This is a genomic window from Atlantibacter sp. MEI4A-1023, assembly GCF_056155425.1.
Window position 1 is genome coordinate 4211427 of sequence record NZ_CM149568.1, and the last position, 21332, is coordinate 4232758.

General features: G+C 56.9%; 19 protein-coding genes. 8 read left to right on the plus strand and 11 right to left on the minus strand.

What is annotated here, in order from left to right; all coding sequences use genetic code 11:
• Positions 1 to 31 precede the first annotated feature (31 nt).
• Together ACVV26_RS19995 and ACVV26_RS20000 are read right to left on the minus strand one after the other, a co-directional pair.
• Positions 32 to 2464 (minus strand): formate C-acetyltransferase/glycerol dehydratase family glycyl radical enzyme, encoded by a 2433-nt coding sequence (locus ACVV26_RS19995; protein WP_474799001.1) that lies wholly within the window; start codon positions 2462 to 2464, stop codon positions 32 to 34.
• A gap of 4 nt (positions 2465 to 2468) precedes the next feature.
• On the minus strand, positions 2469 to 3368 hold the full coding sequence (locus ACVV26_RS20000) for a glycyl-radical enzyme activating protein (RefSeq protein WP_474799002.1): 900 nt from the start codon (positions 3366 to 3368) through the stop codon (positions 2469 to 2471).
• A gap of 137 nt (positions 3369 to 3505) precedes the next feature.
• Here ACVV26_RS20000 and fsa point away from each other — a divergent pair, with 137 nt between their 5' ends.
• Entirely contained in the window at positions 3506 to 4171 is a 666-nt protein-coding gene (gene fsa / locus ACVV26_RS20005) for a fructose-6-phosphate aldolase (protein WP_474799003.1), read from the plus strand.
• A 32-nt stretch (positions 4172 to 4203) separates the two neighbouring features.
• On the opposite strand, the gene ACVV26_RS20010 is transcribed toward fsa, so the two are convergent.
• Both ACVV26_RS20010 and orn read right to left on the minus strand, forming a co-directional pair.
• Complete coding sequence (locus ACVV26_RS20010) at positions 4204 to 4332, minus strand: hypothetical protein (protein WP_474799005.1); 129 nt, start codon at positions 4330 to 4332, stop codon at positions 4204 to 4206.
• Positions 4333 to 4514: 182 nt separating this feature from the next.
• Entirely contained in the window at positions 4515 to 5060 is a 546-nt protein-coding gene (orn, locus tag ACVV26_RS20015; RefSeq protein WP_474799006.1) for an oligoribonuclease, read from the minus strand.
• A gap of 235 nt (positions 5061 to 5295) precedes the next feature.
• Between orn and rsgA the strand changes: the two genes are divergently transcribed.
• From rsgA to mscM, 3 genes are all read left to right on the plus strand, one after another.
• Complete coding sequence (gene rsgA, locus ACVV26_RS20020) at positions 5296 to 6348, plus strand: small ribosomal subunit biogenesis GTPase RsgA (protein ID WP_312982289.1); 1053 nt, start codon at positions 5296 to 5298, stop codon at positions 6346 to 6348.
• Between the two features lie 101 nt (positions 6349 to 6449).
• On the plus strand, positions 6450 to 7421 hold the full coding sequence (asd, locus tag ACVV26_RS20025) for an archaetidylserine decarboxylase (RefSeq protein ID WP_474799008.1): 972 nt from the start codon (positions 6450 to 6452) through the stop codon (positions 7419 to 7421).
• A 23-nt stretch (positions 7422 to 7444) separates the two neighbouring features.
• Entirely contained in the window at positions 7445 to 10783 is a 3339-nt protein-coding gene (gene mscM / locus ACVV26_RS20030; RefSeq protein WP_474799009.1) for a miniconductance mechanosensitive channel MscM, read from the plus strand.
• A 40-nt stretch (positions 10784 to 10823) separates the two neighbouring features.
• Here mscM and epmA read toward each other — a convergent pair whose 3' ends face one another.
• Positions 10824 to 11801 carry an elongation factor P--(R)-beta-lysine ligase gene (gene epmA, locus ACVV26_RS20035; RefSeq protein ID WP_474799010.1) on the minus strand — a complete coding sequence of 326 codons (978 nt, stop codon included), beginning with the start codon at positions 11799 to 11801 and terminating at the stop codon, positions 10824 to 10826.
• Positions 11802 to 12119: 318 nt separating this feature from the next.
• Here epmA and frdA point away from each other — a divergent pair, with 318 nt between their 5' ends.
• Genes frdA through frdD form a run of 4 tightly spaced genes read left to right on the plus strand, consistent with a single transcriptional unit; the run spans position 12120 to position 15412 of the window.
• The gene (frdA, locus tag ACVV26_RS20040; protein WP_474799011.1) at positions 12120 to 13910 is read left to right on the plus strand and encodes a fumarate reductase (quinol) flavoprotein subunit; all 1791 of its coding nucleotides are present in this window, start codon (positions 12120 to 12122) and stop codon (positions 13908 to 13910) included.
• A complete protein-coding gene (locus ACVV26_RS20045; protein ID WP_312982278.1) occupies positions 13903 to 14637 on the plus strand; it encodes a succinate dehydrogenase/fumarate reductase iron-sulfur subunit in 735 nt (244 codons plus the stop codon). The genes frdA and ACVV26_RS20045 overlap by 8 nt, the downstream gene beginning before the upstream one ends.
• A 10-nt stretch (positions 14638 to 14647) precedes the next feature.
• Positions 14648 to 15043, plus strand: a complete 396-nt coding sequence (gene frdC / locus ACVV26_RS20050; protein WP_474801936.1) for a fumarate reductase subunit FrdC — start codon at positions 14648 to 14650, stop codon at positions 15041 to 15043.
• Between the two features lie 9 nt (positions 15044 to 15052).
• The gene (gene frdD / locus ACVV26_RS20055) at positions 15053 to 15412 is read left to right on the plus strand and encodes a fumarate reductase subunit FrdD (protein WP_312982277.1); all 360 of its coding nucleotides are present in this window, start codon (positions 15053 to 15055) and stop codon (positions 15410 to 15412) included.
• Between the two features lie 44 nt (positions 15413 to 15456).
• On the opposite strand, the gene ACVV26_RS20060 is transcribed toward frdD, so the two are convergent.
• From ACVV26_RS20060 to ACVV26_RS20085, 6 genes are read right to left on the minus strand one after another with little or no spacing between them, the layout of a single operon-like run.
• Entirely contained in the window at positions 15457 to 15732 is a 276-nt protein-coding gene (locus ACVV26_RS20060) for a DUF202 domain-containing protein (RefSeq protein WP_474799012.1), read from the minus strand.
• Positions 15729 to 16121 (minus strand): YidH family protein, encoded by a 393-nt coding sequence (locus tag ACVV26_RS20065; RefSeq protein WP_474799014.1) that lies wholly within the window; start codon positions 16119 to 16121, stop codon positions 15729 to 15731. Before ACVV26_RS20065 ends, ACVV26_RS20060 begins: the two co-directional genes overlap by 4 nt.
• On the minus strand, positions 16105 to 17028 hold the full coding sequence (locus ACVV26_RS20070; protein WP_474799015.1) for a MurR/RpiR family transcriptional regulator: 924 nt from the start codon (positions 17026 to 17028) through the stop codon (positions 16105 to 16107). Before ACVV26_RS20070 ends, ACVV26_RS20065 begins: the two co-directional genes overlap by 17 nt.
• 1 nt (position 17029) lies before the next feature.
• The gene (locus ACVV26_RS20075; protein WP_474799016.1) at positions 17030 to 17905 is read right to left on the minus strand and encodes an aldose epimerase family protein; all 876 of its coding nucleotides are present in this window, start codon (positions 17903 to 17905) and stop codon (positions 17030 to 17032) included.
• A gap of 6 nt (positions 17906 to 17911) precedes the next feature.
• Positions 17912 to 19672, minus strand: coding sequence for a sulfatase (locus ACVV26_RS20080; protein ID WP_474799017.1), 1761 nt, complete (start codon positions 19670 to 19672; stop codon positions 17912 to 17914).
• Positions 19673 to 19701: 29 nt separating this feature from the next.
• A complete protein-coding gene (locus tag ACVV26_RS20085) occupies positions 19702 to 21243 on the minus strand; it encodes a PTS transporter subunit EIIC (protein WP_474799018.1) in 1542 nt (513 codons plus the stop codon).
• Between the last annotated feature and the right edge of the window lie 89 nt (positions 21244 to 21332).

A 21332-nucleotide genomic window follows, 5' to 3' on the forward strand; every position in this document is an offset into this window, starting at 1 on the left:
GCGCAGCGGCAACGCCGCTGCGCGAGGTGGGTTAGAGGGTGTGTTCGGTACGGGCGATGATATCGTCCTGGGCATCCGGCGACAGCGCGGTAAAGAACGCGGAATAACCCGCAACGCGCACCACCAGGTCACGATACTGGTCAGGATGTTTCTTCGCTTCCAGCAGCGTTTCCCGCGACACGATGTTGTACTGAATATGCCAGCCCTTATGCACTTCAAAGAAGGTTCTCAGCATCATCATCAGCTTGATGCGGTCACTGGTGTTTTCCAGCGTGGCCGGATTCAGTTTCTGATTGAGCAATACCCCGCCGAGAATCGATCCGGTAGGCAATTTGCCCACAGAACTGATCACCGCCGTTGGCCCCAGGTGATCGGTCCCGGAAGCCGGGCTGGCCCCTTCCGCCAGCGGCGTTTTGGCTTTACGGCCGTCCGGCGTTGCCATTGTCGCCGCGCCGAAAGGTACGTTAGCGGAAATGGACGAGGTGCCCGCGTAGTAGTTACCGCCAATCGGTCCCCTGCCGTAGCGCGGGTTGTGGTACTGCTTAATTTCGTCGATATAGGTTTGGTAAGCCCGCGCCAGCAGTTCGTCCACGCTGTCGTCATCGTTGCCGTATTTCGGCGCATTGTTGATCAGACGCTGGCGCAATTGCTCGTGGGTCAGCCCGTCGAAGTCTTCCGCCAGAGCCTGAGCCAGTTGCTGCTGACCAATAGCGCCCTGTTCGAACACCAGTTTTTTCACCGCCGCCAGGCTGTTGCCCAGGTTCGCGATCCCGACCTGCAAACCGGATACCCAGTCGTATTTTGCACCGCCCTGCTTGATGCTTTTTGCCCGCTCAATACAGTCATCCACCAACGCCGAGCACAGAATATCGTGGACATTCTCCTCCAGCATGGTATCCACCACGTACTCAATTTCGATGGATTTACGGGTGTAGTAGCGGATCTGGCTATCCCATGCCGCCATCACTTCGTCGAATTTGCTGAAATTGCCTTTCGACAGCGCCAACTCCTGCGGCAGGAAGACTTTGCCGCTGGTGGCGTCTTTGCCCCCTTCCAGCGCCGCCAGCATCACGCGCGCAAAGTTAATAAAGCTCATGCCGGTGCAGCGGTAGCCCCATTTACCGCCCACGGCGGTTTCGATACAGCCAATCGCGGCATACTGGTAAGCGTCTTCAGGCTCCACGCCGAGCTTGATGAATTCCGGGATCACGATTTCATCGTTGTTAAACGCCGGCATACCGAAGCCGCAGCGAATCACCTGCACGCAGGCATCCAGGAAATCGTCACTGATGCCGGCGTGATAGCGCACGCTCAGGTTCGGTTGGGTAGAACGCAGACGCCCACAGGATTCCAGGATGGCGTAAGAGAGCGGGTTCACCGCATCTGTCGCCACGCCGTTAACCAGATTCTGGCCGCCGATGGTGACGTTCTGGTACAGCGGGCTGCCCGCAGAGGCTTTGGAGTGCGAGCCGGAGCGGATTTTGTTCACTTCCAGCAGCTTCAGCCAGCAGCTGTGCAGCATTTCGATGGCCTGCTCGCGGGTTAACGACTGTTCCAGCTCCACGTCGCGGCGATACCACGGGTAGAGATACTGGTCCATCCGACCAAACGACACTGAATGGCCGTTGGACTCGATCTGCAAAATCAGTTGGATGAAGTAACACAGCTGCAGCGCCTGCCAGAAGGTTTTCGGTGGTTCATGGGCGATGACTTCGCAGTTTTCAGCAATGGCGAGCAGCTCGTTTTTACGGGTTTCGCGGGTTTCCTGCTGCGCCATTTGCTGTGCCAGCGCGGCAAAACGCAGAATATGGTGGCTTACCGCTTCAAGCGTAATATCAATGGCTTTCAGGAACTGTTCGCCATGCAAATCTTCCAGCACGGTCAGGTTGATGCGCGAGCGGCGCTCGGCCACTTTTGCGCGCATCCCGTCCATGCCCAACTCCAGCAATAACGGGAAATTCACCGCCAGATGCGCATCGCCGGAGGTCATATTGCCTTCAGCTTTGATGATGCCGGTATCCAGCAGCGCTTTTTGCTCGCTGGTAAACATACCGTAGCAGCGGTCCTGCACCGTTTGACCGCGCCACCACGGGCAAATTTCATGCAGAACCCGTTTGTTTTCTTCGCTCACCGCAAACCCGGCACCGGGACGATCGGCCAGATCGTCGATCTCTTTTTCGATCCACGATACGGTATATTCCGGGAAAATCGGCGCGGCGCGCACTTCGCTCGCCTGGTTGCCGACAATCAGCTCGTCGTGTTTGATCCAGATGGTGCGCTCCGCCAGATGATGGGCCAGCGCGAGCGCGCGGCGAACCGGAATCGGCTTATCCATATTCTGTTGGTAAATCGCAGTGTAATGCCGGGCGCGCTCGGTACAGACCGGTGGCTTAACAATATGCACCAGGGCGTTTTTGTGCGCCTTAATACGGTCGCTCAGCACATCCAGTTTCAGGGTGGTCATGACATTATCCTCTCAAGGTAGCCGTCAGGCCCTTCTCACGGGCGCAGGACTGGGCAAAATCAAGCAATTCTGGCGCATCAAGCGGTTTATCCGGCGCCAGGTAGGGTTGGTCTAAAAGGTGATATTTGTTGATGCCCAGGGTGTGATAGGGCAAAAAATGAATCTCTTTGACGTTGAGTTTTTCAGCGGCGAAGTCGGTGATCGCCTGGATTGACGCTTCGTCGGCGTTGAAGCCAGGGATCAGCGGAACGCGGATAATCATCGGTTTCCCGGCCGCCGCCACGTTTTCCAGATTCTTCATCACCCGCCGGGCGGAGCCGTCGGTCCATTTTTTAAACGCAATGTCGTCGACGTGCTTAAGATCGGCGAGAAACAGGTCGGTATACGGGAGCGAGGGCTCAACATAATGCCAGGGCACGTGCAAACAGGTTTCTACCGCAGTATGAATGCCCTGCTCGTGGCTGGCTTTCAACAGCGCCAGCGCCATTTCAGGGTTCATAAAGGGCTCGCCGCCCGACAGGGTCAGCCCGCCGCCGCTGCGGTCGTAAAACGGTTTATCGCGCAGCACCGTCGCCATAATCTGCTCAACGCTTTTCTGTTCACCGCAGACCGTCAGCGCCTGAGTAGGACAGCACTCCTGCAAACAGTCGAGATGCGCAGATTCAAGCTTTTCACGGTGAATAATCAGCCCGGTCAGGCTACGTTGAATGATGCCCGGCAGCGCCTGCTGACAAAGATCGCAGCCTTCGAGGCACAGGCGCGGATCAAATAACACGTCGCGTTCGCGCGAGCGGCTTTCCGGGTTCTGGCACCAGCGGCACCCGAGGGAACACCCTTTAAGAAATACCACGGTACGAATACCGGGGCCGTCATGGGTAGAGTAGCGCTGGATATTGAAAATCATAAAATTCACCATTCATGTTGCGTATGAAAATTAAATGACTTTCGAAAGAAAGTAACATTGATTTCGATCAACTGATTTGCAGGGCGTGGAGATATACTGCGCTAAGTTGCTGCATTTCACATTTTGAGGACGACACGATGGAACTTTATCTTGATACCGCCGACGTTGCGGCAGTTGCCCGGCTGGCGCGCATTTTCCCTTTAGCGGGCGTTACCACTAACCCCAGCATTGTCGCCAGCGGTAAAAAGCCCGTTAGCGTGGTGTTACCGGAATTGCAGGATGCGCTGGGCGGTAAAGGCCGTCTGTTCGCACAGGTGATGGCCGCCCAGGCGGAAAAAATGGTCGACGAAGCGCTGGCGTTGCGCGAGATCATTCCCGATCTGGTGGTGAAAGTGCCGGTGACGCCGGAAGGCCTGGCGGCAATCAAGATCCTGAAAACCAAAGGCGTTCCGACGCTGGGCACAGCGGTGTACGGTGCCGCACAAGGCTTGTTGAGTGCGCTGGCGGGTGCGGAATATGTTGCGCCGTATGTGAATCGTGTTGACGCGCAGGGCGGTGACGGTATTAAAACCGTCAGCGAACTCCAGAAGTTGCTGACGCTGCATGCGCCAGGCTCAAAAGTGCTGGCGGCGAGCTTTAAAACGCCGCGCCAGGCGCTGGACTGCCTGCTGGCGGGCTGTGAAGCCATCACCCTGCCGCTGGATGTGGCGGAGCAGTTTATCATTGCGCCTGCGGTCACGGCGGCGGTAGCGAAGTTCGAGCAGGACTGGCAAAACGCATTCGGCACGCTGGCGCTGAAGTAAAAAATATTCAGGCCGCGAAAGCGGCCTGAAGGTCAACGTGCAAGTTTGCTTTGTACCAGCCATTCCAGCATGTCGCTTTTTTGCTGCGGGGTCATAAAACGGAACCCGCGGTGGCACACGGCGGATGTAGCGATAAAGTATTTGAGATAAAAGTTTTTCATGGCGGCCTCCTCGTAACCTGTACAAAGTGTCGCCTGAAAACCGGAAATCATAAATTGACGACTTTTACCGCTTGCGCCCTCTTTTAGCCTGAAAAGCACGCTGTGAGCGTTGAAAAAGTCATTTTACCGGTCAAAAAAGGGGATGCCAGCGTGAAAATCTCATACGTCAACATCCCCTTTTATTACAGCTTAATAAAATGCTCGCGGTAGTACGCCAGTTCCGCCACCGACTCGCGGATATCATCCAGCGCCTGGTGCGACCCTTCTTTTTTCAGGCCAACTAAAATTTCCGGCTTCCAGCGGCGCGCCAGCTCTTTCAGCGTGCTGACATCCAGATAACGATAGTGGAAATACGCTTCCAGTTCCGGCATGTACTTAAACAGGAAACGGCGATCCTGGCCAATGCTGTTACCGCAGATGGGCGACGTATTGGCGGGCACCCACTGTTTCAGGAATTCGATCGTCGCCAGTTCCGCTGCGCGATCATCAAGGGTACTGGCCTTCACGCGATCCACCAGACCGCTGCCGGTATGGGTACGCACGTTCCAGTCATCCATCAGCGCCAGCTGTTCATCCGACTGATGTACCGCGATCACCGGGCCTTCCGCCATGATATTCAGATTCGCATCGGTAACCAGAGTGGCGATTTCGATAATGCGGTCGCGCTCTGGATCAAGGCCCGTCATCTCCAGATCGATCCAAATCAGATTATTTTCATTTCCACTCATGCTATTTTCCACCCTTCTGGCGTCACCCACGGTGACGATCGGTTAATTCATATATACCCGTCATACTTCAAATTGCAGGTGCGTTGGCTTCCTCGCTCACCCCAGTCACTGACTAAAATAAGCTCCAGGGGGATTCACTGCGTCGCCGCCTTCCTGCAATTCGAATTATTTTGGGTATAAAATTGGGTGTATCATAGAGGTTTTGCCCATTCCGGGCGACCAGGAGCCAGCACGATTGAGCAAAAATAAACTCTCCAAAGGGCAACAGCGCCGTGTGAAAGCGAACCACCAGCGTCGGTTAACGACGACGGAGAAGGTGGATTACGACGACAACCTGTTTGGCGAGCCGGGCGAAGGCATGGTGATCAGCCGTTTTGGTATGCATGCCGATGTCGAGGCAGCAGACGGTTCGGTGCACCGCTGTAACATTCGCCGCACGATCCGTTCGCTGGTCACCGGCGACCGCGTTGTCTGGCGCCCTGGCAAAACCGCCGCGGAAGGCATGGCGGTGAAAGGCATTGTCGAAGCGGTACATGAGCGCACCTCGGTGCTGACCCGCCCTGATTTTTACGATGGCGTGAAACCCATCGCCGCCAATATCGATCAGATCGTGATTGTTTCTGCGATCCTCCCAGAGCTGTCGCTCAATATCATCGACCGCTATCTGGTGGCCTGCGAAACCCTGAACGTCGAGCCGCTGATCGTACTGAACAAGATCGATCTGCTGGATGATGAAGGGATGGCGTTTGTTAATGAGCAAATGGATATCTATCGCGGGATCGGTTATCGCGTCCTGATGGTCTCCAGCCATCAGCAAAACGGCTTACACGAACTGCAAACCGCCCTCACCGACCGGATCAGTATCTTTGCCGGGCAATCAGGCGTTGGGAAATCGAGCCTGCTGAACGCCCTGCTGGGGCTGACCGATGACAGTATTCTCACCAACGACGTCTCGGACGTGTCAGGCCTGGGGCAACATACCACCACCGCCGCACGGCTGTATCACTTCCCGCACGGCGGCGATGTGATTGACTCTCCTGGGGTACGTGAATTTGGTTTGTGGCATCTCGAACCGGAACAAATCACCCAGGGCTTTGTCGAATTTCACGACTATCTGGGCCACTGCAAATACCGCGACTGCAAACATGACGCTGACCCTGGCTGCGCCATTCGTGAAGCGGTCGAGCAGGGTAAAATCGCGGAAAGCCGTTTCGATAATTATCACCGCATCCTGGAAAGCATGAGCCAGGTAAAAACGCGTAAAAGCTTTTCTGAATCTGATGACTGACATTTAATCTTGGCATCGCTAGAATCGCCCCCCTTTGGGTGTTGCCTGGTTTTTGAAGACCAGGCCAGGAACGACAAAATAACATTAGCCTGGAGGCTATCTTGTTAAACAACTTTAAGCTTTCGCTTCAATACATTCTCCCGAAACTGTGGCTCACTCGCCTGGCGGGCTGGGGCGCAAGTAAACGTGCTGGCTGGCTGACCAAACTGGTGATTGACCTGTTCGTTAAAGCCTACAAGGTCAACATGAACGAGGCGCAGAAGCCGGATACCGCCAGCTATCGCACCTTTAACGATTTCTTTGTTCGCGCACTGCGCGATGACATTCGCCCGGTGAATACCGACCCGAATGTGCTGGTGATGCCTGCGGATGGCGTAATCAGCCAGTTGGGCCGTATCGAGGAAGACAAAATCCTGCAGGCCAAAGGCCACAACTACAGCCTGGAAGCACTGCTGGCGGGCAACTATCTGATGGCGGACAAATTCCGCAACGGGACGTTTGCCACTACCTATCTGTCGCCGCGCGATTATCACCGCGTGCATATGCCGTGCAACGGTATCCTGCGTGAGATGATCTATGTGCCAGGCGATTTGTTCTCGGTTAACCACTTAACTGCCCAGAACGTACCGAACCTGTTTGCCCGTAACGAGCGCGTTATTTGCCTGTTCGATACCGAATTTGGCCCGATGGCCCAGATTCTGGTGGGCGCAACCATTGTCGGCAGCATCGAAACAGTGTGGTCCGGCACGGTTACCCCGCCGCGTGAAGGCGTGATCAAGCGCTGGACGTGGCCGGCTGGCGAGAGTGAAGACGCCGTCGCGCTGTTGAAAGGCCAGGAAATGGGCCGCTTCAAGCTGGGCTCGACGGTGATCAACCTGTTCGCGCCGGGTAAAGTGAATCTGGTTGAGGGGCTGCAAAGCCTGTCGGTCACCCGCCTTGGCGAAGCGCTGGCGGTTTCCACTGAAACCTTCGGGACGCCGGACACCACGCCTGCACCGCTGTCGGATGAAGAAATCAACGCTGAACTGGCAGCCAGCCCGCTGGTTGACGGCTCCCCGAAAGACCAGGGCTAATTTTTACGTAAAGGTAGACTGACGTGCGCCTGATTATCACGATCCTGATGGCCTGGTGCCTCAGCATGGGGGCGTACGCTGCGGCGGCCCCCGACGCAAAACAAATCTCCCAGGAGCTGGAGCAAGCCAAAGCGGCGAAAAACCTGCCTAACCAGGCGGAAACCGTGGAGGCCCTCCAGGCCGCGTTGAACGCCCTCGAAGAGCGCAAAGCCTCGCTGGAGCGTGCAACGCAGTATCAACAAGTCATTGATAACTATCCTAAGCTTTCCGAGACCCTGCGCCAGCAGTTGAATAACCTGCGCGAAGAGCCGCAAAAAGTCCCGGAAGGCCTCACCTCCGACGCCCTGAGCCAGGAAATTCTGCAAGTCAGTAGCCAACTGCTGGAAAAAAGCCGTCTGGCCCAGCAGGAGCAGGAGCGCACCCGGGATATCGCCGACTCGCTCAGCCAGCTCCCACAACAGCAAACCGATGCGCGCCGTCAGTTGAATGAAGTGGAACGGCGGGCGGGCGCGCAAAACGGCGCAAGCAACGCGTTAACTCAGGCCCAGCAGCTTAATGCCCAGGCGGAATCCGCTCGTCTTAAGGCGGTGGTGGATGAACTGGAACTGGCGCAGCTTTCCGCCAGCAACCGCCAGGAACTTTCGCGGATGCGTAGCGAGCTGGCGCAAAAGCAGAGCCAGCAGCTCGATGGTTATTTGCAGGCCCTGCGCAATCAGCTAAACAGCCAGCGCCAGAAAGAGGCGGAACGCGCCCTGGAAAGCACCGAGCTGCTCGCAGAAAACAGCGCGGGCCTGCCACCGTCTATCGAAGAGCAGTTCAAAATCAACCGCGAACTGTCTCAGGCGCTGAACCAGCAGGCGCAGCGCATGGATCTGGTGGCCTCGCAGCAGCGCCAGGCATCGGGCCAGACGCTCCAGGTACGCCAGGCGCTGAATACCCTGCGCGAGCAGTCTCAGTGGCTGGGCGTGTCGAATATGCTCGGCGAAGCGTTGCGCGCGCAGGTTGCCCGCCTGCCGGAAATGCCCAAGCCGCAGCAACTGGACACCGAAATGGCGCAGCTACGCGTCCACCGTATGCGCTATGAGGATTTGCTTAACAAGCAGCCGCAACTGCGTCAGCTTCGCCAGGCCGACGGCGCGCCGCTCACGGCAGAGCAAAACCGCATTCTGGAAGCGCAGTTGCGTACCCAGCGCGAGCTGCTTAATTCGCTGTTGCAGGGCGGCGATACGCTGATCCTGGAATTGACCAAGCTGAAAGTCGCCAACAGCCAACTGGAAGATGCGTTAAAAGAGGTTAACGAAGCGACTCACCGCTACCTGTTCTGGACGGCGGACGTCAGCCCGATGACCATCGCCTGGCCGCTTGAAATTGTGCAGGATTTACGCCGCCTGGTGTCGCTCGACACCGCCAGCCAGATGGGGAACGCCACGCTGATGATGCTCACCAGCAAAGAGACGCTGCTACCGCTGTTCGGCGCGTTGATCCTGGTGGGTTTCAGCCTCAGTTCACGGCGGCATTTCACGGCGTTCCTTGAGCGCTCCAGCGCCCGTATCGGTAAAGTCACCCAGGATCACTTCAGGCTGACGCTGCGCACGCTGTTCTGGTCGATACTGGTGGCCTCGCCGTTGCCTGTGCTGTGGGCCACGCTCGGCTACGGGCTGCGCGAGGCCTGGCCTTACCCCATCGCCGTGGCGATTGGCGATGGCGTCACGGCCACTGTGCCGCTGTTGTGGGTCGTGATGATTTGCGCCACCTTCGCCCGCCCGAACGGGCTGTTTATCGCCCACTTCGGCTGGCCGCGCCGCCAGGTAGCGCGGGCGATGCGCTATTACCTGATGACCATCGGTTTTGTGGTGCCGCTGATTATGGCGCTGATCATGTTCGATAATCTCAACGACCGGGAGTTCTCCGGCTCGCTGGGCCGCCTGTGCTTTATCCTGATTTGCGGCGCGCTGGCGATCGTCACGCTAAGCCTGAAACGCGCCGGAATTCCGCTGTGGCTGGATAAAGAAGGCAGTGGCGAAAACATGGTGAATAAGATGCTGTGGAACCTGATGCTCAGCGCGCCGCTGATGGCCATTCTGGCCTCCGCCGTAGGGTATCTGGCAACTGCCCAGGCGCTGCTGGCGCGCCTCGAAACCTCGGTCGCTATCTGGTTCCTGCTGCTGGTGGTATATCACGTGATCCGCCGCTGGATGTTTATTCAGCGCCGCCGCCTGGCGTTCGACCGCGCCAAACACCGCCGTGCGGAAATTCTTGCCCAGCGTGCGCGCGGCGAAGAGGAACCTGCCCATAACCATAGCACGGAAGGCAGCAGCGAAATTGTCGAAGAACCGGAAGTGGATCTCGATACCATCAGTGCCCAGTCGCTACGGCTGGTGCGCTCGATACTGATGCTGATCGCCCTGCTGTCGGTGATTGTGCTGTGGTCCGAAATCCATTCTGCGTTCGGCTTCCTGGAGAACATTTCCCTGTGGGATGTCACCTCAACGGTGCAGGGCGTGGAAAGTATTGAACCGATTACGCTCGGTGCGGTGCTGATCGCCATTCTGGTGTTCATCATTACCACCCAGCTGGTGCGTAACTTACCGGCTCTGCTGGAACTGGCGCTGTTGCAGCATCTGGATTTGACGCCGGGCACCGGTTACGCCATCACCACCATCACCAAATATCTGTTGATGCTAATTGGCGGCCTGACCGGGTTCTCGATGATCGGAATTGAATGGTCGAAACTGCAATGGCTGGTCGCGGCGCTCGGTGTTGGGCTCGGTTTTGGTTTACAGGAAATCTTCGCCAACTTTATTTCCGGCCTGATTATCCTGTTCGAGAAACCGATCCGCATCGGCGATACCGTGACTATTCGCGATTTGACCGGCAGCGTGACGCGTATTAACACCCGCGCCACGACCATCAGCGACTGGGACCGCAAAGAGATTATCGTGCCGAATAAGGCGTTTATTACCGAGCAGTTTATCAACTGGTCGCTGTCCGACTCGGTAACGCGCGTGGTGCTCACCGTGCCTGCGCCGGGGGATGCCGATAGCGAAGAAGTGACGCAAATCCTGTATACCGCCGCGAAACGCTGTTCGCTGGTGATCGATAACCCGGCCCCGGAAGTGTTTTTGGTAGATTTACAGCAGGGCCTGCAACTGTTTGAGCTGCGTATTTACGCCGCTGAAATGGGCCACCGGATGCCGTTGCGCCATGAGATCCATCAGCTGATCCTGCACGGCTTCCGTGAACACGGTATCGACCTGCCGTTCCCGCCGTTCCAGATGCGTCTGGAAAGCCTGGATGGCAGGCGTACCGCACGGACGTTAACGTCGACGGGGAAAAGTTCGCGCCCGGCAGGAAGTTTGTAATATCGAAGGGCCCCTCACCGCTGTTCGGGTGAGGGGTTTATCACGCACGATCCACGCTAAACGCCAGAACGTCAGAAAGCCGCTCCGCGCCCAGCGCCAGCATAATCAGGCGATCCACGCCTAACGCCACGCCGGAACAGTCCGGGAGGCCCGCTTTTAACGCATCCAGCAAATTCGTGTCTACCGGCTGCTGCGGCAACCCGCGCGCGGCGCGTTTACGGTTGTCCTGCTCGAAGCGCTGCTGCTGCTCGCGCGCGTCGGTCAGTTCGTGGAAGCCGTTCGCCAGTTCGATGCCTTTGAAATACACCTCGAAACGCTCTGCTACACGGTGGTCTTCCGTGCTGATCTGCGCTAATGATGCCTGGCTGGCCGGGAAGTGGTAAACGAAAGTCGGACGGTCTTTGCCGATGTACGGTTCTACGCCCATAGCAAACAGCAATTGCAGTAGCGTATCCCTGTCTTCTTCGGTATCGGCGATATTGCTCAGATCCAGTCTGGCCGCCACGTCACGCAGTTGGGTTTTGTCTGCGGACAGCGGGTCGATTTCCAGATAGCGCTGGAATGCCTGCTGATAAGAGATCGTTTCCGCCGGGCTGGTTTCCAGCACCTGTTGCAGCAAATCGTCGACTTCATTCATCAGACGGTACATGTCGTAGTGCGGACGGTACCACTCCAGCATGGTAAATTCCGGGTTGTGATGACGCCCCATCTCTTCATTGCGGAAACTGCGGCACAGCTGGTAGACCGGGCCGCAACCCGCCGCCAGCAGGCGCTTCATATGGTATTCCGGGCTGGTCATCAAATAGAGGTTGATGCCTTCCGAATGGCCGGGGCCAACAAAACGGGTTTCAAACGGGACCAGATGAATATCCGTAACCGTCGCCTGGCTCATGCAGGGGGTTTCCACCTCCAACACGCCGCGATCGGCAAAAAAGCGACGAATCTCCGCCATCAGCGCTGCGCGTTTTAACAGATTGGGGATGGATGCGCTCGGCTGCCAGGAGGCCGTATCGCTCATAATTTATTCTCCGACTTCAGATAAGGGCACGAAGTCTACCCGCATCGTGCAGAGGAGACAATTTTTGCGCAGCAAATTTTGATTTTTACGGTTAATGAATCATGAATCTTCGGTTTCGTGAGCCAGACATCAATGATTGTGACAAAGGCCCACGAGCACCCGCCAAAAAAATCGAACACGTCAAATTTCCTTAAGATTGACCCCGTTATACTGTTCTACCCAATAAGGAGCAGGGGAATTCGCTTTCGCAAACGTGCCTTGCATCTGTTCTGGTTTGGTCATAGCGCTTGCGAAATTACAATAATCTGGAGGAATGTCGTGCAAACCTTTTATGCCGATCTCGCCGTCATTGGCGCTGGCGGAGCTGGATTGCGAGCGGCCATTGCCGCAGCACAAGCTAATCCACACGCCAAAATCGCACTGATTTCTAAAGTCTACCCCATGCGTAGCCACACCGTTGCCGCCGAAGGCGGTTCCGCAGCGGTCGCGCAGGATCACGACAGCTTTGATTACCACTTCCACGATACCGTGGCGGGTGGCGACTGGCTGTGTGAGCAGGATGTGGTGGACTATTTTGTGCATCACTGTCCCACAGAGATGACACAGCTTGAGCAATGGGGATGCCCGTGGAGCCGCCGTCCTGACGGCACCGTGAACGTGCGTCGTTTTGGCGGGATGAAAATCGAACGCACCTGGTTCGCCGCTGATAAAACCGGCTTCCACATGCTGCATACCCTGTTCCAGACCTCCCTTCAGTTCCCACAAATCCAACGCTTCGACGAGCATTTCGTACTCGACATTCTGGTCGACGACGGTCACGCGCGCGGCCTGGTAGCAATGAACATGATGGAAGGCACCCTGGTGCAAATCCGCGCCAACGCGGTGGTGATGGCGACGGGCGGCGCAGGCCGCGTTTACCGCTACAACACCAACGGCGGGATCGTCACCGGTGACGGTATGGGCATGGCGCTGAGCCACGGTGTACCGCTACGCGATATGGAATTCGTTCAGTATCACCCGACCGGCTTGCCGGGCTCCGGCATTCTGATGACCGAAGGCTGCCGTGGTGAAGGCGGTATCCTGGTCAACAAAGACGGCTACCGTTATCTGCAGGATTACGGCATGGGCCCGGAAACGCCGCTGGGCGAACCGAAGAACAAGTACATGGAACTCGGCCCGCGCGATAAAGTCTCGCAGGCGTTCTGGCACGAATGGCGCGCTGGCCGCACCATCCCAACCCCGCGCGGCGATGTGGTCTATCTGGATCTGCGTCACCTGGGCGAGAAGAAACTGCTCGAGCGCTTACCGTTTATCTGCGAACTGGCGAAGGCCTATGTGGGCGTCGATCCGGTTAAAGAGCCGATCCCGGTGCGTCCGACCGCGCACTACACCATGGGCGGCATCGAAACCGACCAGCAGTGTGAAACCCGCATCCAGGGGCTGTTCGCCGTGGGCGAATGTTCTTCCGTCGGTCTGCATGGCGCGAACCGCCTCGGCTCCAACTCGCTGGCGGAACTGGTGGTGTTTGGCCGCCTGGCGGGCGAGCAGGCGATGGCGCGCGCGGCTGGCGCGAGCGAAGCCAACGACGCCGCGTTGAACGCGCAGGCGGCAGACGTCGAGCAACGCCTGAAAGCGCTGGTTAATCAGGAAGGCACTGAAAACTGGGCGAAGATCCGCGATGAAATGGGTCTGTCGATGGAGGAAGGCTGCGGTATCTACCGTACGCCGGAACTGATGCAGAAAACCGTCGATAAACTCGCCGAGCTTCAGGAACGCTTTAAACGCGTGCGTGTCACCGACACCTCCAGCGTGTTCAACACCGATTTACTCTACACCATCGAACTGGGCCACGGCCTGAATGTGGCCGAATGTATGGCGCATTCCGCTCTGGCGCGTAAAGAGTCGCGCGGCGCGCATCAGCGTCTGGATGAAGGGTGCACCGAGCGTGATGACGTCAACTTCCTGAAACACACCCTCGCCTTCCGCGATGCCAGCGGCACAACGCGTCTTGAATACAGCGACGTGAAAATCACTACGCTGCCGCCAGCAAAACGTGTGTACGGTGCGGAAGCGGAAGCAGCCGAGAAGAAGGAGACGGCGAATGGCTGAGATGAAGAACCTGAAAGTTGAGGTGGTGCGTTACAACCCGGAAGTGGATAACGCGCCCCACAGCACGTTCTATGAGGTGCCTTACGACGAGCAAACTTCGCTACTGGATGCGTTAGGTTACATCAAAGACAACCTGGCGCCGGACCTGAGCTATCGCTGGTCCTGCCGTATGGCGATTTGCGGCTCCTGCGGGATGATGGTTAACAAAGTGCCGAAGCTGGCCTGTAAAACCTTCCTGCGCGATTACGAAAAAGGCATGAAAATCGAGGCGCTGGCGAACTTCCCGATTGAGCGTGATTTAGTGGTCGATATGACCCACTTTATCGAAAGCCTGGAAGCAATTAAGCCTTACATCATCGGCAATCCGCGCACCCCGGACCAGGGCCCGAACAACCAGACCCCGGCGCAGATGGCGAAATACCATCAGTTCTCCGGCTGCATCAACTGCGGGCTGTGCTATGCCGCCTGCCCGCAATTTGGCCTGAACCCGGAGTTTATCGGCCCGGCGGCGATTACGCTGGCGCACCGCTATAATCTGGATAACCGCGACCACGGCAAGAAAGAGCGTATGGCGCAGTTGAACGGCCAGAATGGCGTCTGGACCTGTACGTTTGTGGGCTTCTGTTCTGAAGTGTGCCCGAAACATGTCGATCCGGCAGCCGCCATTCAGCAGGGCAAGGTGGAGAGTTCGAAAGACTTCCTAATCGCCACCCTGAAACCTCGCTAAGGAGTGCATGATGACAACAAAACGTAAGCCTTATGTACGGACGATGGGTCCGACCTGGTGGCGCAACCTCGGCTTTTATCGCTTCTACATGATCCGCGAAGGAACGGCGGTGCCGACCGTATGGTTCAGCATCGTGCTGATTTACGGCCTGTTCGCGCTGAAAGGCGGCCCGGAAAGCTGGATGGGCTTTGTTGGCTTTTTGCAAAACCCGATTGTGGTGATCCTTAACCTGATCACCCTGGCGGCAGCCGTACTGCATACCAAAACCTGGTTTGAGTTGGCACCGAAAGCGGCCAACATCATCGTTAAAGGTGAAAAACTGGGAGCAGAGCCGATTATCAAAGGGCTCTGGGGCATCACCCTCGTGGTGACCGTGGTGATTCTGTTTGTGGCATTGTTCTGGTAAGGAGGCCCTGTGATTAATCCCAATCCAAAACGTTCCGACGAGCCGGTTTTCTGGGGCTTGTTTGGCGCTGGCGGTATGTGGGGCGCGATTATTGCGCCGGTGATCGTACTGCTGGTGGGAATTATGTTGCCGCTGGGTCTCTATCCGGGCGACGCGCTGGGCTATGAGCGCGTACTGGCATTTTCCCAAAGCTTTATTGGCCGGGTATTTTTGTTTTTGATGATTGTTCTGCCGCTGTGGTGCGGGCTTCACCGTATCCACCACGCCATGCACGATCTGAAAATTCATGTGCCGAACGGCAAGTGGGTGTTCTACGGCCTGGCGGCGATCCTGACCGTCGTGGCGCTGATTGGCGTGATTACGCTGTAAGCACAACCCATTGTGAAACAGGCCTGCCGATGCGCAGGCCTTTTTTATGCCATCACGTGACGTAAAGCATTTAAGAACAGCACTATTCCGGCGGCGCACAGACTCAGCGAAATCAACTGTTTTCCGGCGCGTTGATGCCAGTTAAACAGGATAGCCGCCGCCGCTACGCTGCAAATCAGCGTGGTAACGCCATAGAAAAGATTGCCGTCGCGGCACCAGCCACGAAAGCAGAGCAGCGCAAACAACGCCAGCGAGAAAGCGGTACGCGACCAGGCAAGCCGGGTGCGTTCCGGCTGTAACCCCGGATCGCGGGCGATCATGGCACGTTCTGCCAGAGCAGGATCGCCAGCAGGATTGCCACCAGGGTCATGAATCCGGTGAGCAGGAACAGAAAACGCGTGTAGGGCAGTTCGCGTTCAAGGCGCATGGCGTGCTCATTGCGCCGCCATCTGCGCCACGCTGTGGCGCTTAACGCAATGCCGCCAGCCACCAGCAGCATCGCCAGGCCAAAGCGTAAATCCGGCGAGCCGAGATGCGGGGAAAACTGGTCAATGCCCACCGCCCCCGCCAGCAGCGCCAGCGCAGTACGGATCCAGGCCAGAAAAGTGCGTTCGTTGGCCAATGTAAACCGGTAATCCGGGGTTTTCCCCGACAACCACCACTGCCCTTTTCCATTCGCCTGGGCAGGCGTTTTATCCTGTTGATTCACGCTTAATCCGTTCTTTTATCAATATTTCTTTAATCGATAACCCGGGCGAATCGGTATCCCTGAAATTGTACCGGGTCACCTCCGTACATAAGAATTCGATCATAAACAGCTGCGACACGCGGGTACCGATGGAGTCCCCCTGATAGCGCGCGCTTTCGCCGCAGGTCAGTAAAAAAGCGTCCGCCAGTTCATTGAGCGGCGAAACGGTGCGATGGGTAATGGCTAAGCGAAACGCCCCGGCTTTCTGCGCCAGCTTAAATGCGTTGACCACTTCCGGGGTTTCGCCGGAGTGAGAAAACGCCACCACCAGGTCATCGGGTTTCAGGTTTGCCAGCTTCAGGGTCATGGTGAAACGGTCGGTAAAGGCTTCGGAATCAATACCGATGCGGTTCATTTTGTCCCGCGCCTCCATTGCCGCCAGGCCGGACGCGCCGAAACCAACAAACATCACGCGGCGGGCAGCGATAAAACGCTCAACAATGCTTTTGAGCTTTTTCATGTCCACCAGATCGATGGTGTCCTGCACCGTGGTTTCGATAGTCATGGCGATTTTTTGCGCCACATCGTTACGCGAATCGCCGACAAAAATATCCGGCGATGAGGGCAGCGTCAGATCGCTCTCCTCGAGCAGCTCGCGCTGTAGCTCCGCTTTCAGGTTAAGCAGCCCGCCGTAGCCGATTTTTTTGCAAAACCGCACGATGGTGGCCTCGCTGACCGCAATCTCCTGGGACAGTTTTTTGACCGGCAACTGCACAAAACGCCCGGCGTTGTTCAGGATGAATTCCGCGATCAAACGATCTTTATCCGCCAGATTCGCCAGAATATTGGCGATATAAACTCTGACGTTCTCTTTATTGATGCTCATAGACGGCTCTCTGGAAGATTCACTGCCAGGTATTTTAGCCATCTCACTGCGCCCCGTCTGCCGGGAAAACAATATCCAGTTGCTGTTGGTAAACCGCCCCTGCCGCCAGCCACTGCATTCCGCGCTTATCACGCTGTTGCCCGGAGGCGTCCGGCGCGTCAGTGGTGCCGGACAGCGGTTCGATACACAATAAATCTGCGCCCGGTACGCCCCATAGCGCAATCCAGGGTTGGTTAGTTAACCGGCATTGCAGCACCGTCCGGCCTTCAGGCGACACCACGCTGACCCGGCTTCCCTGGCATTCGGCGAAATAAACGGCCCCGTTACAAAACGTCTCCGGCATGAGCGCAAATTCGCGCACCACGCCAGCGTTCTGCGCCAGGCTTAATGTCCGGTTGTGGGTATAGAACGGGCCGGTGACGTCTGCATCGTCAAAGGTTACGCGCCAGCCGGGTTCATTCGCTACTGGCAGGGCGAAGCCAGGATGGTAGCCCAGCGCAAAACACAGCGGCTTGCCGTCCTGATTGGTCACCCGCCAGGTCATCCGCACGCCCGTTTCCAGCAGTTGATAATCCACCTGCACCGAAAACAAGAACGGCCAGACGTTCAATGTTTGCTCGGTCGCCCGGCTGATAAGGCGCAACGTGGTCGGTGAATGCTGTAGCAAGGAAAACGCCTGATGACGCAGAAAACCATGCGCGGGCAGCGGGTAAAATTTCATGTCATCCCACAGACCCTCATGAATCAACCGCCCAATCACCGGAAATAACAGCGGCGCGGTACTTTTCCACGTCTTGTCATCCGGCGTCCAGAGCCATTCCCTGGCGGCGGTTTTCTCGGTCAGCAGGCGCATTTCCGCGCCCTGAGAGCTTACCGCCATCCGCCAGCGCGGGTTTTCCAGTGTCCAGGTTTGCGCCATACGTCCTCAGTCAATCCGCAGCAGTAAACGGACCTGGTAATTTAGGGCCGCCTGCTTTTCAGCATCAAAGAGCGTATCGATAGCCGTAAATACCGAGGATTCGGTCAGCAGCGTTTCCGGTATGAAGCAGGTAAAGAGATCGCCGTCAGGGTTGCCCTGTTCCGCCAGTGCCCGAGCCAGAAATTGCAGCGCTTCGGCAACGCCACGGTGTTCGCAGCGATAGCCGCGCTGCGCCAGCCACGCGTCGCTTTGCCACAACGTCTGGAACGCCTGCTCCTGTTCCAGCGTCGGCTGGTTCAACTGGAAGCGGGTATACAACTCCTCCGGCGCATCGTGCTGTTGCAATACCGGTATCATCGCCCTGGCGAAATGCAGCGCGTAGCTCACGTTATTGATATTGTGCTGCTGATGCGGATCGGTTTGCAGATTGAACAGCTTATCGCCGAAGCGCCACGGATTGAGATACGAAAAGCTTGCCGGGATTTTCATCACCTGCGCACCCTGGGTGAAGTCAAAGCCGGGGTGGAGGGTGATTTCGGTGAGTTCGCTGATTTTAAACGGGCTGTCGATGCGCGTCGGCATCAGGGTGTATTCGAACAGATGCTGCTTACTCTCTTCGCGCGGCGCACGCATATAGACGTACTGGCCGTCGGTGATATTGATATGCCCGCCGAAATAGCCGAACAGCGCGTAGTCACGAATTTTTTCATCGTTACGCACCGCCGGCAGCAGCGACTGGCCGGTCATCGACGCGGGCTTTTCAACACCGAAGTAATCCAGCAGCGTGGCCGGAATGTCGATGGTTTGCGCCAGCGCGCTGCGCCGCTCGCCCTGCACTTTACAGCGCGGGTCGCGAATAAAGAACGGCGTATTGGCGATTTCGTTGTACACCGGCATGATATTTTTGCCCCACCACTGGTGCTCGCCCAGCAGGAAGCCGTGGTCGGTGCAGACGATAAACAGCGTGTCCTCCCACAGCCCGCTCGCCTTGAGCTTATCCATCACCTGGCCGAGATAGTCATCGCACATGGTGATCAGCGCCTGGTAAAACTTACGCACCTTTTCGTCGTTCTCGCCGCCGGGGCTGCCGCAGTAGTACGGCACCCAGCCATCGAACTCGCCGGGCTTGCAGCCGTACTGCGTCAGATATTTCTCTGGCACAAAAAACGGCTCATGAGGATCGAAACACTCAATTTGCAGGAACCAGTTATCCTGGCCTTTGTTGGTCTCGATAAAGTCTAACCCGGCGTTGATGGTGCGGTGGGTATAGTGTTCTTCAATTCCCGGCATCGCAGAGCGGTTGATCAGATCCTGGGTCATGCGCCCGCTGCGCCGCTTAAAGGTTTCTTGATCTTCCTGGCCCTGCCAGGCGATGGTGGGTTTTTCGACCTGACCAATCCAGCAGTCGCCCTCCTGGCCGCGAATAAACTCGAAGGTGGAATACCGGGTGTGATACGTCGCCCCGCCGTCGCGCCAGTAATGCTTATGGTCAGTGACCATATGGCTATGGATGCCCTGTTTGTGTAGCGCCTGGGGCATCGAAAAATCAAAGGGTTCGAGCGGCCCCCAACTGCGGTGCAGGAAGTTATACCGCCCGGTGTGCAGTTCCCGGCGTGCCGGCATACAGGGCATGCTTCCCACAAAGAAGTTGTCGAACTGCACCGACTCGCGGGCGAGCCGGGTAAAGTTTGGGGTGATCGCCGTGCCGCCATACGGGGCCAGGTGATGACGGGTCAGGGTGTCAAACATCAACATTACAGCTTTCATACAATCCTCTCGCCGCGCAAGCGACGCCGTTACAGGCCTAAATACTCTTCCACTTCGTTTTTAATCAGGGTGACATGCGGTCCAAATACCACCTGCACGCCCTCGCCACGCAGGAATGCGCCCCGGCTACCGGAAGCCTTAAAGTCATCCAGTTTGACCCGCCCCGGCTCTTTGACCGTGACCCGCAACCGGGTAGCGCAGCAGTCGACATCAAGAATGTTTTCCCGGCCGCCCAGCGCTGAGACAATCATTGACGGGCGTGCGGCTTTATCGCCAGGCTCTGGCGCGGCGTCAGCAACGGGTTCGTCTTCGCGGCCTGGGGTTTTCAACTGACGCCACTGGATCAGGAAACGGAAGGAGAAGTAGTAGAGGCAGAACATTAGCGCGCCAAGCGGCAGCATTAACAGCCAGTTGGTTTTGGCATTGCCCTGGAGAACGCCGAACAGTAAGAAGTCGATCAGGCCGCCGGAGAAGGTCTGCCCAACGGTAATTGCCAGCACGTGGGTAAGCATAAACGCCACGCCGGTCAGCACGATGTGCACCACATACAGCAGCGGCGCGCAGAACATAAAGGCGAATTCCAGCGGTTCGGTAATGCCGGTAACAAATGAGGTCAGCGCCGCTGACAGCATCAGACTGGCGACTTTGGTGCGGTTTTCGCGCTTTGAGCAGTGGTAAATCGCCAGCGCCGCGCCCGGCAGGCCAAACATAAAGTCAGCGAAACGCCCGGCCATAAAACGCGACACGCCGATGTAATATTGCGTCACGCTGGGATCGGCCAGCTGGGCAAAGAAAATTTTCTGGGTGCCCTGAACCAAATGGCCGTTGACCATCATTTCGCCGCCTACGCTGGTCATCCAGAACGGCAGGTAAAACAGGTGATGCAGCCCAAGCGGGATCAGGCATTTCAGGATCATGCCGTAGAACAGCGTGCCGATATAACCGGTTTTCTCCACCAGCCCGCCCAAGTGGGTGATGCCCGCCTGCACTGGCGGCCAGATCCAGAACAGCAGCACGCCAAGCAGGATTGCGAAAAACGAGGTGACGATGGGGACAAAACGCGAGCCACTAAAAAACGCCAGCAGGTTCGGTAGCTCAGTTTTACTGAATCGCCCATGCAGCCAGGCAGTCAGCAGGCCGCTGATAATGCCGCCCATTACGCCGGTTTGCAGCGTGACGATGCCCAGCACGCTCGCCTGGCCCACGGCGGCGAAGTTTTCCGTCGCCAGAGTGCCGTTTAAAAACAGCATGGCGTTGATGGCTTTGTTCATCACGATAAAGCACAGCACGGCGGCTAATCCGGCGGTGCCTTTATCGCTGCGCGCCAGCCCGACCGCGATTCCCACGGCGAACAGCAACGCCAGGTTATCAAACACCACGCTGCCGCACATTTTCATCAGTGTGAAAATGGCTTGCAGCACAGCATTGTCGAGTAGAGAGTAGGTTTCAATGGTAATCGGATTAGAAAAAACGCCGCCGATCCCCAGCAGGAGACCCGCTGCGGGAAGTACGGCGATGGGCAACATAAACGACTTGCCCAGATTTTGTGCACCAGCAAAAAGTTTGCTCATGGTGTATCCCTGGTGTTGGTGTAATTAATTTGAATATTAAATTTCATTGATAACTTGTGTTTGTGAAATTATTATTTCTACAGGCATGG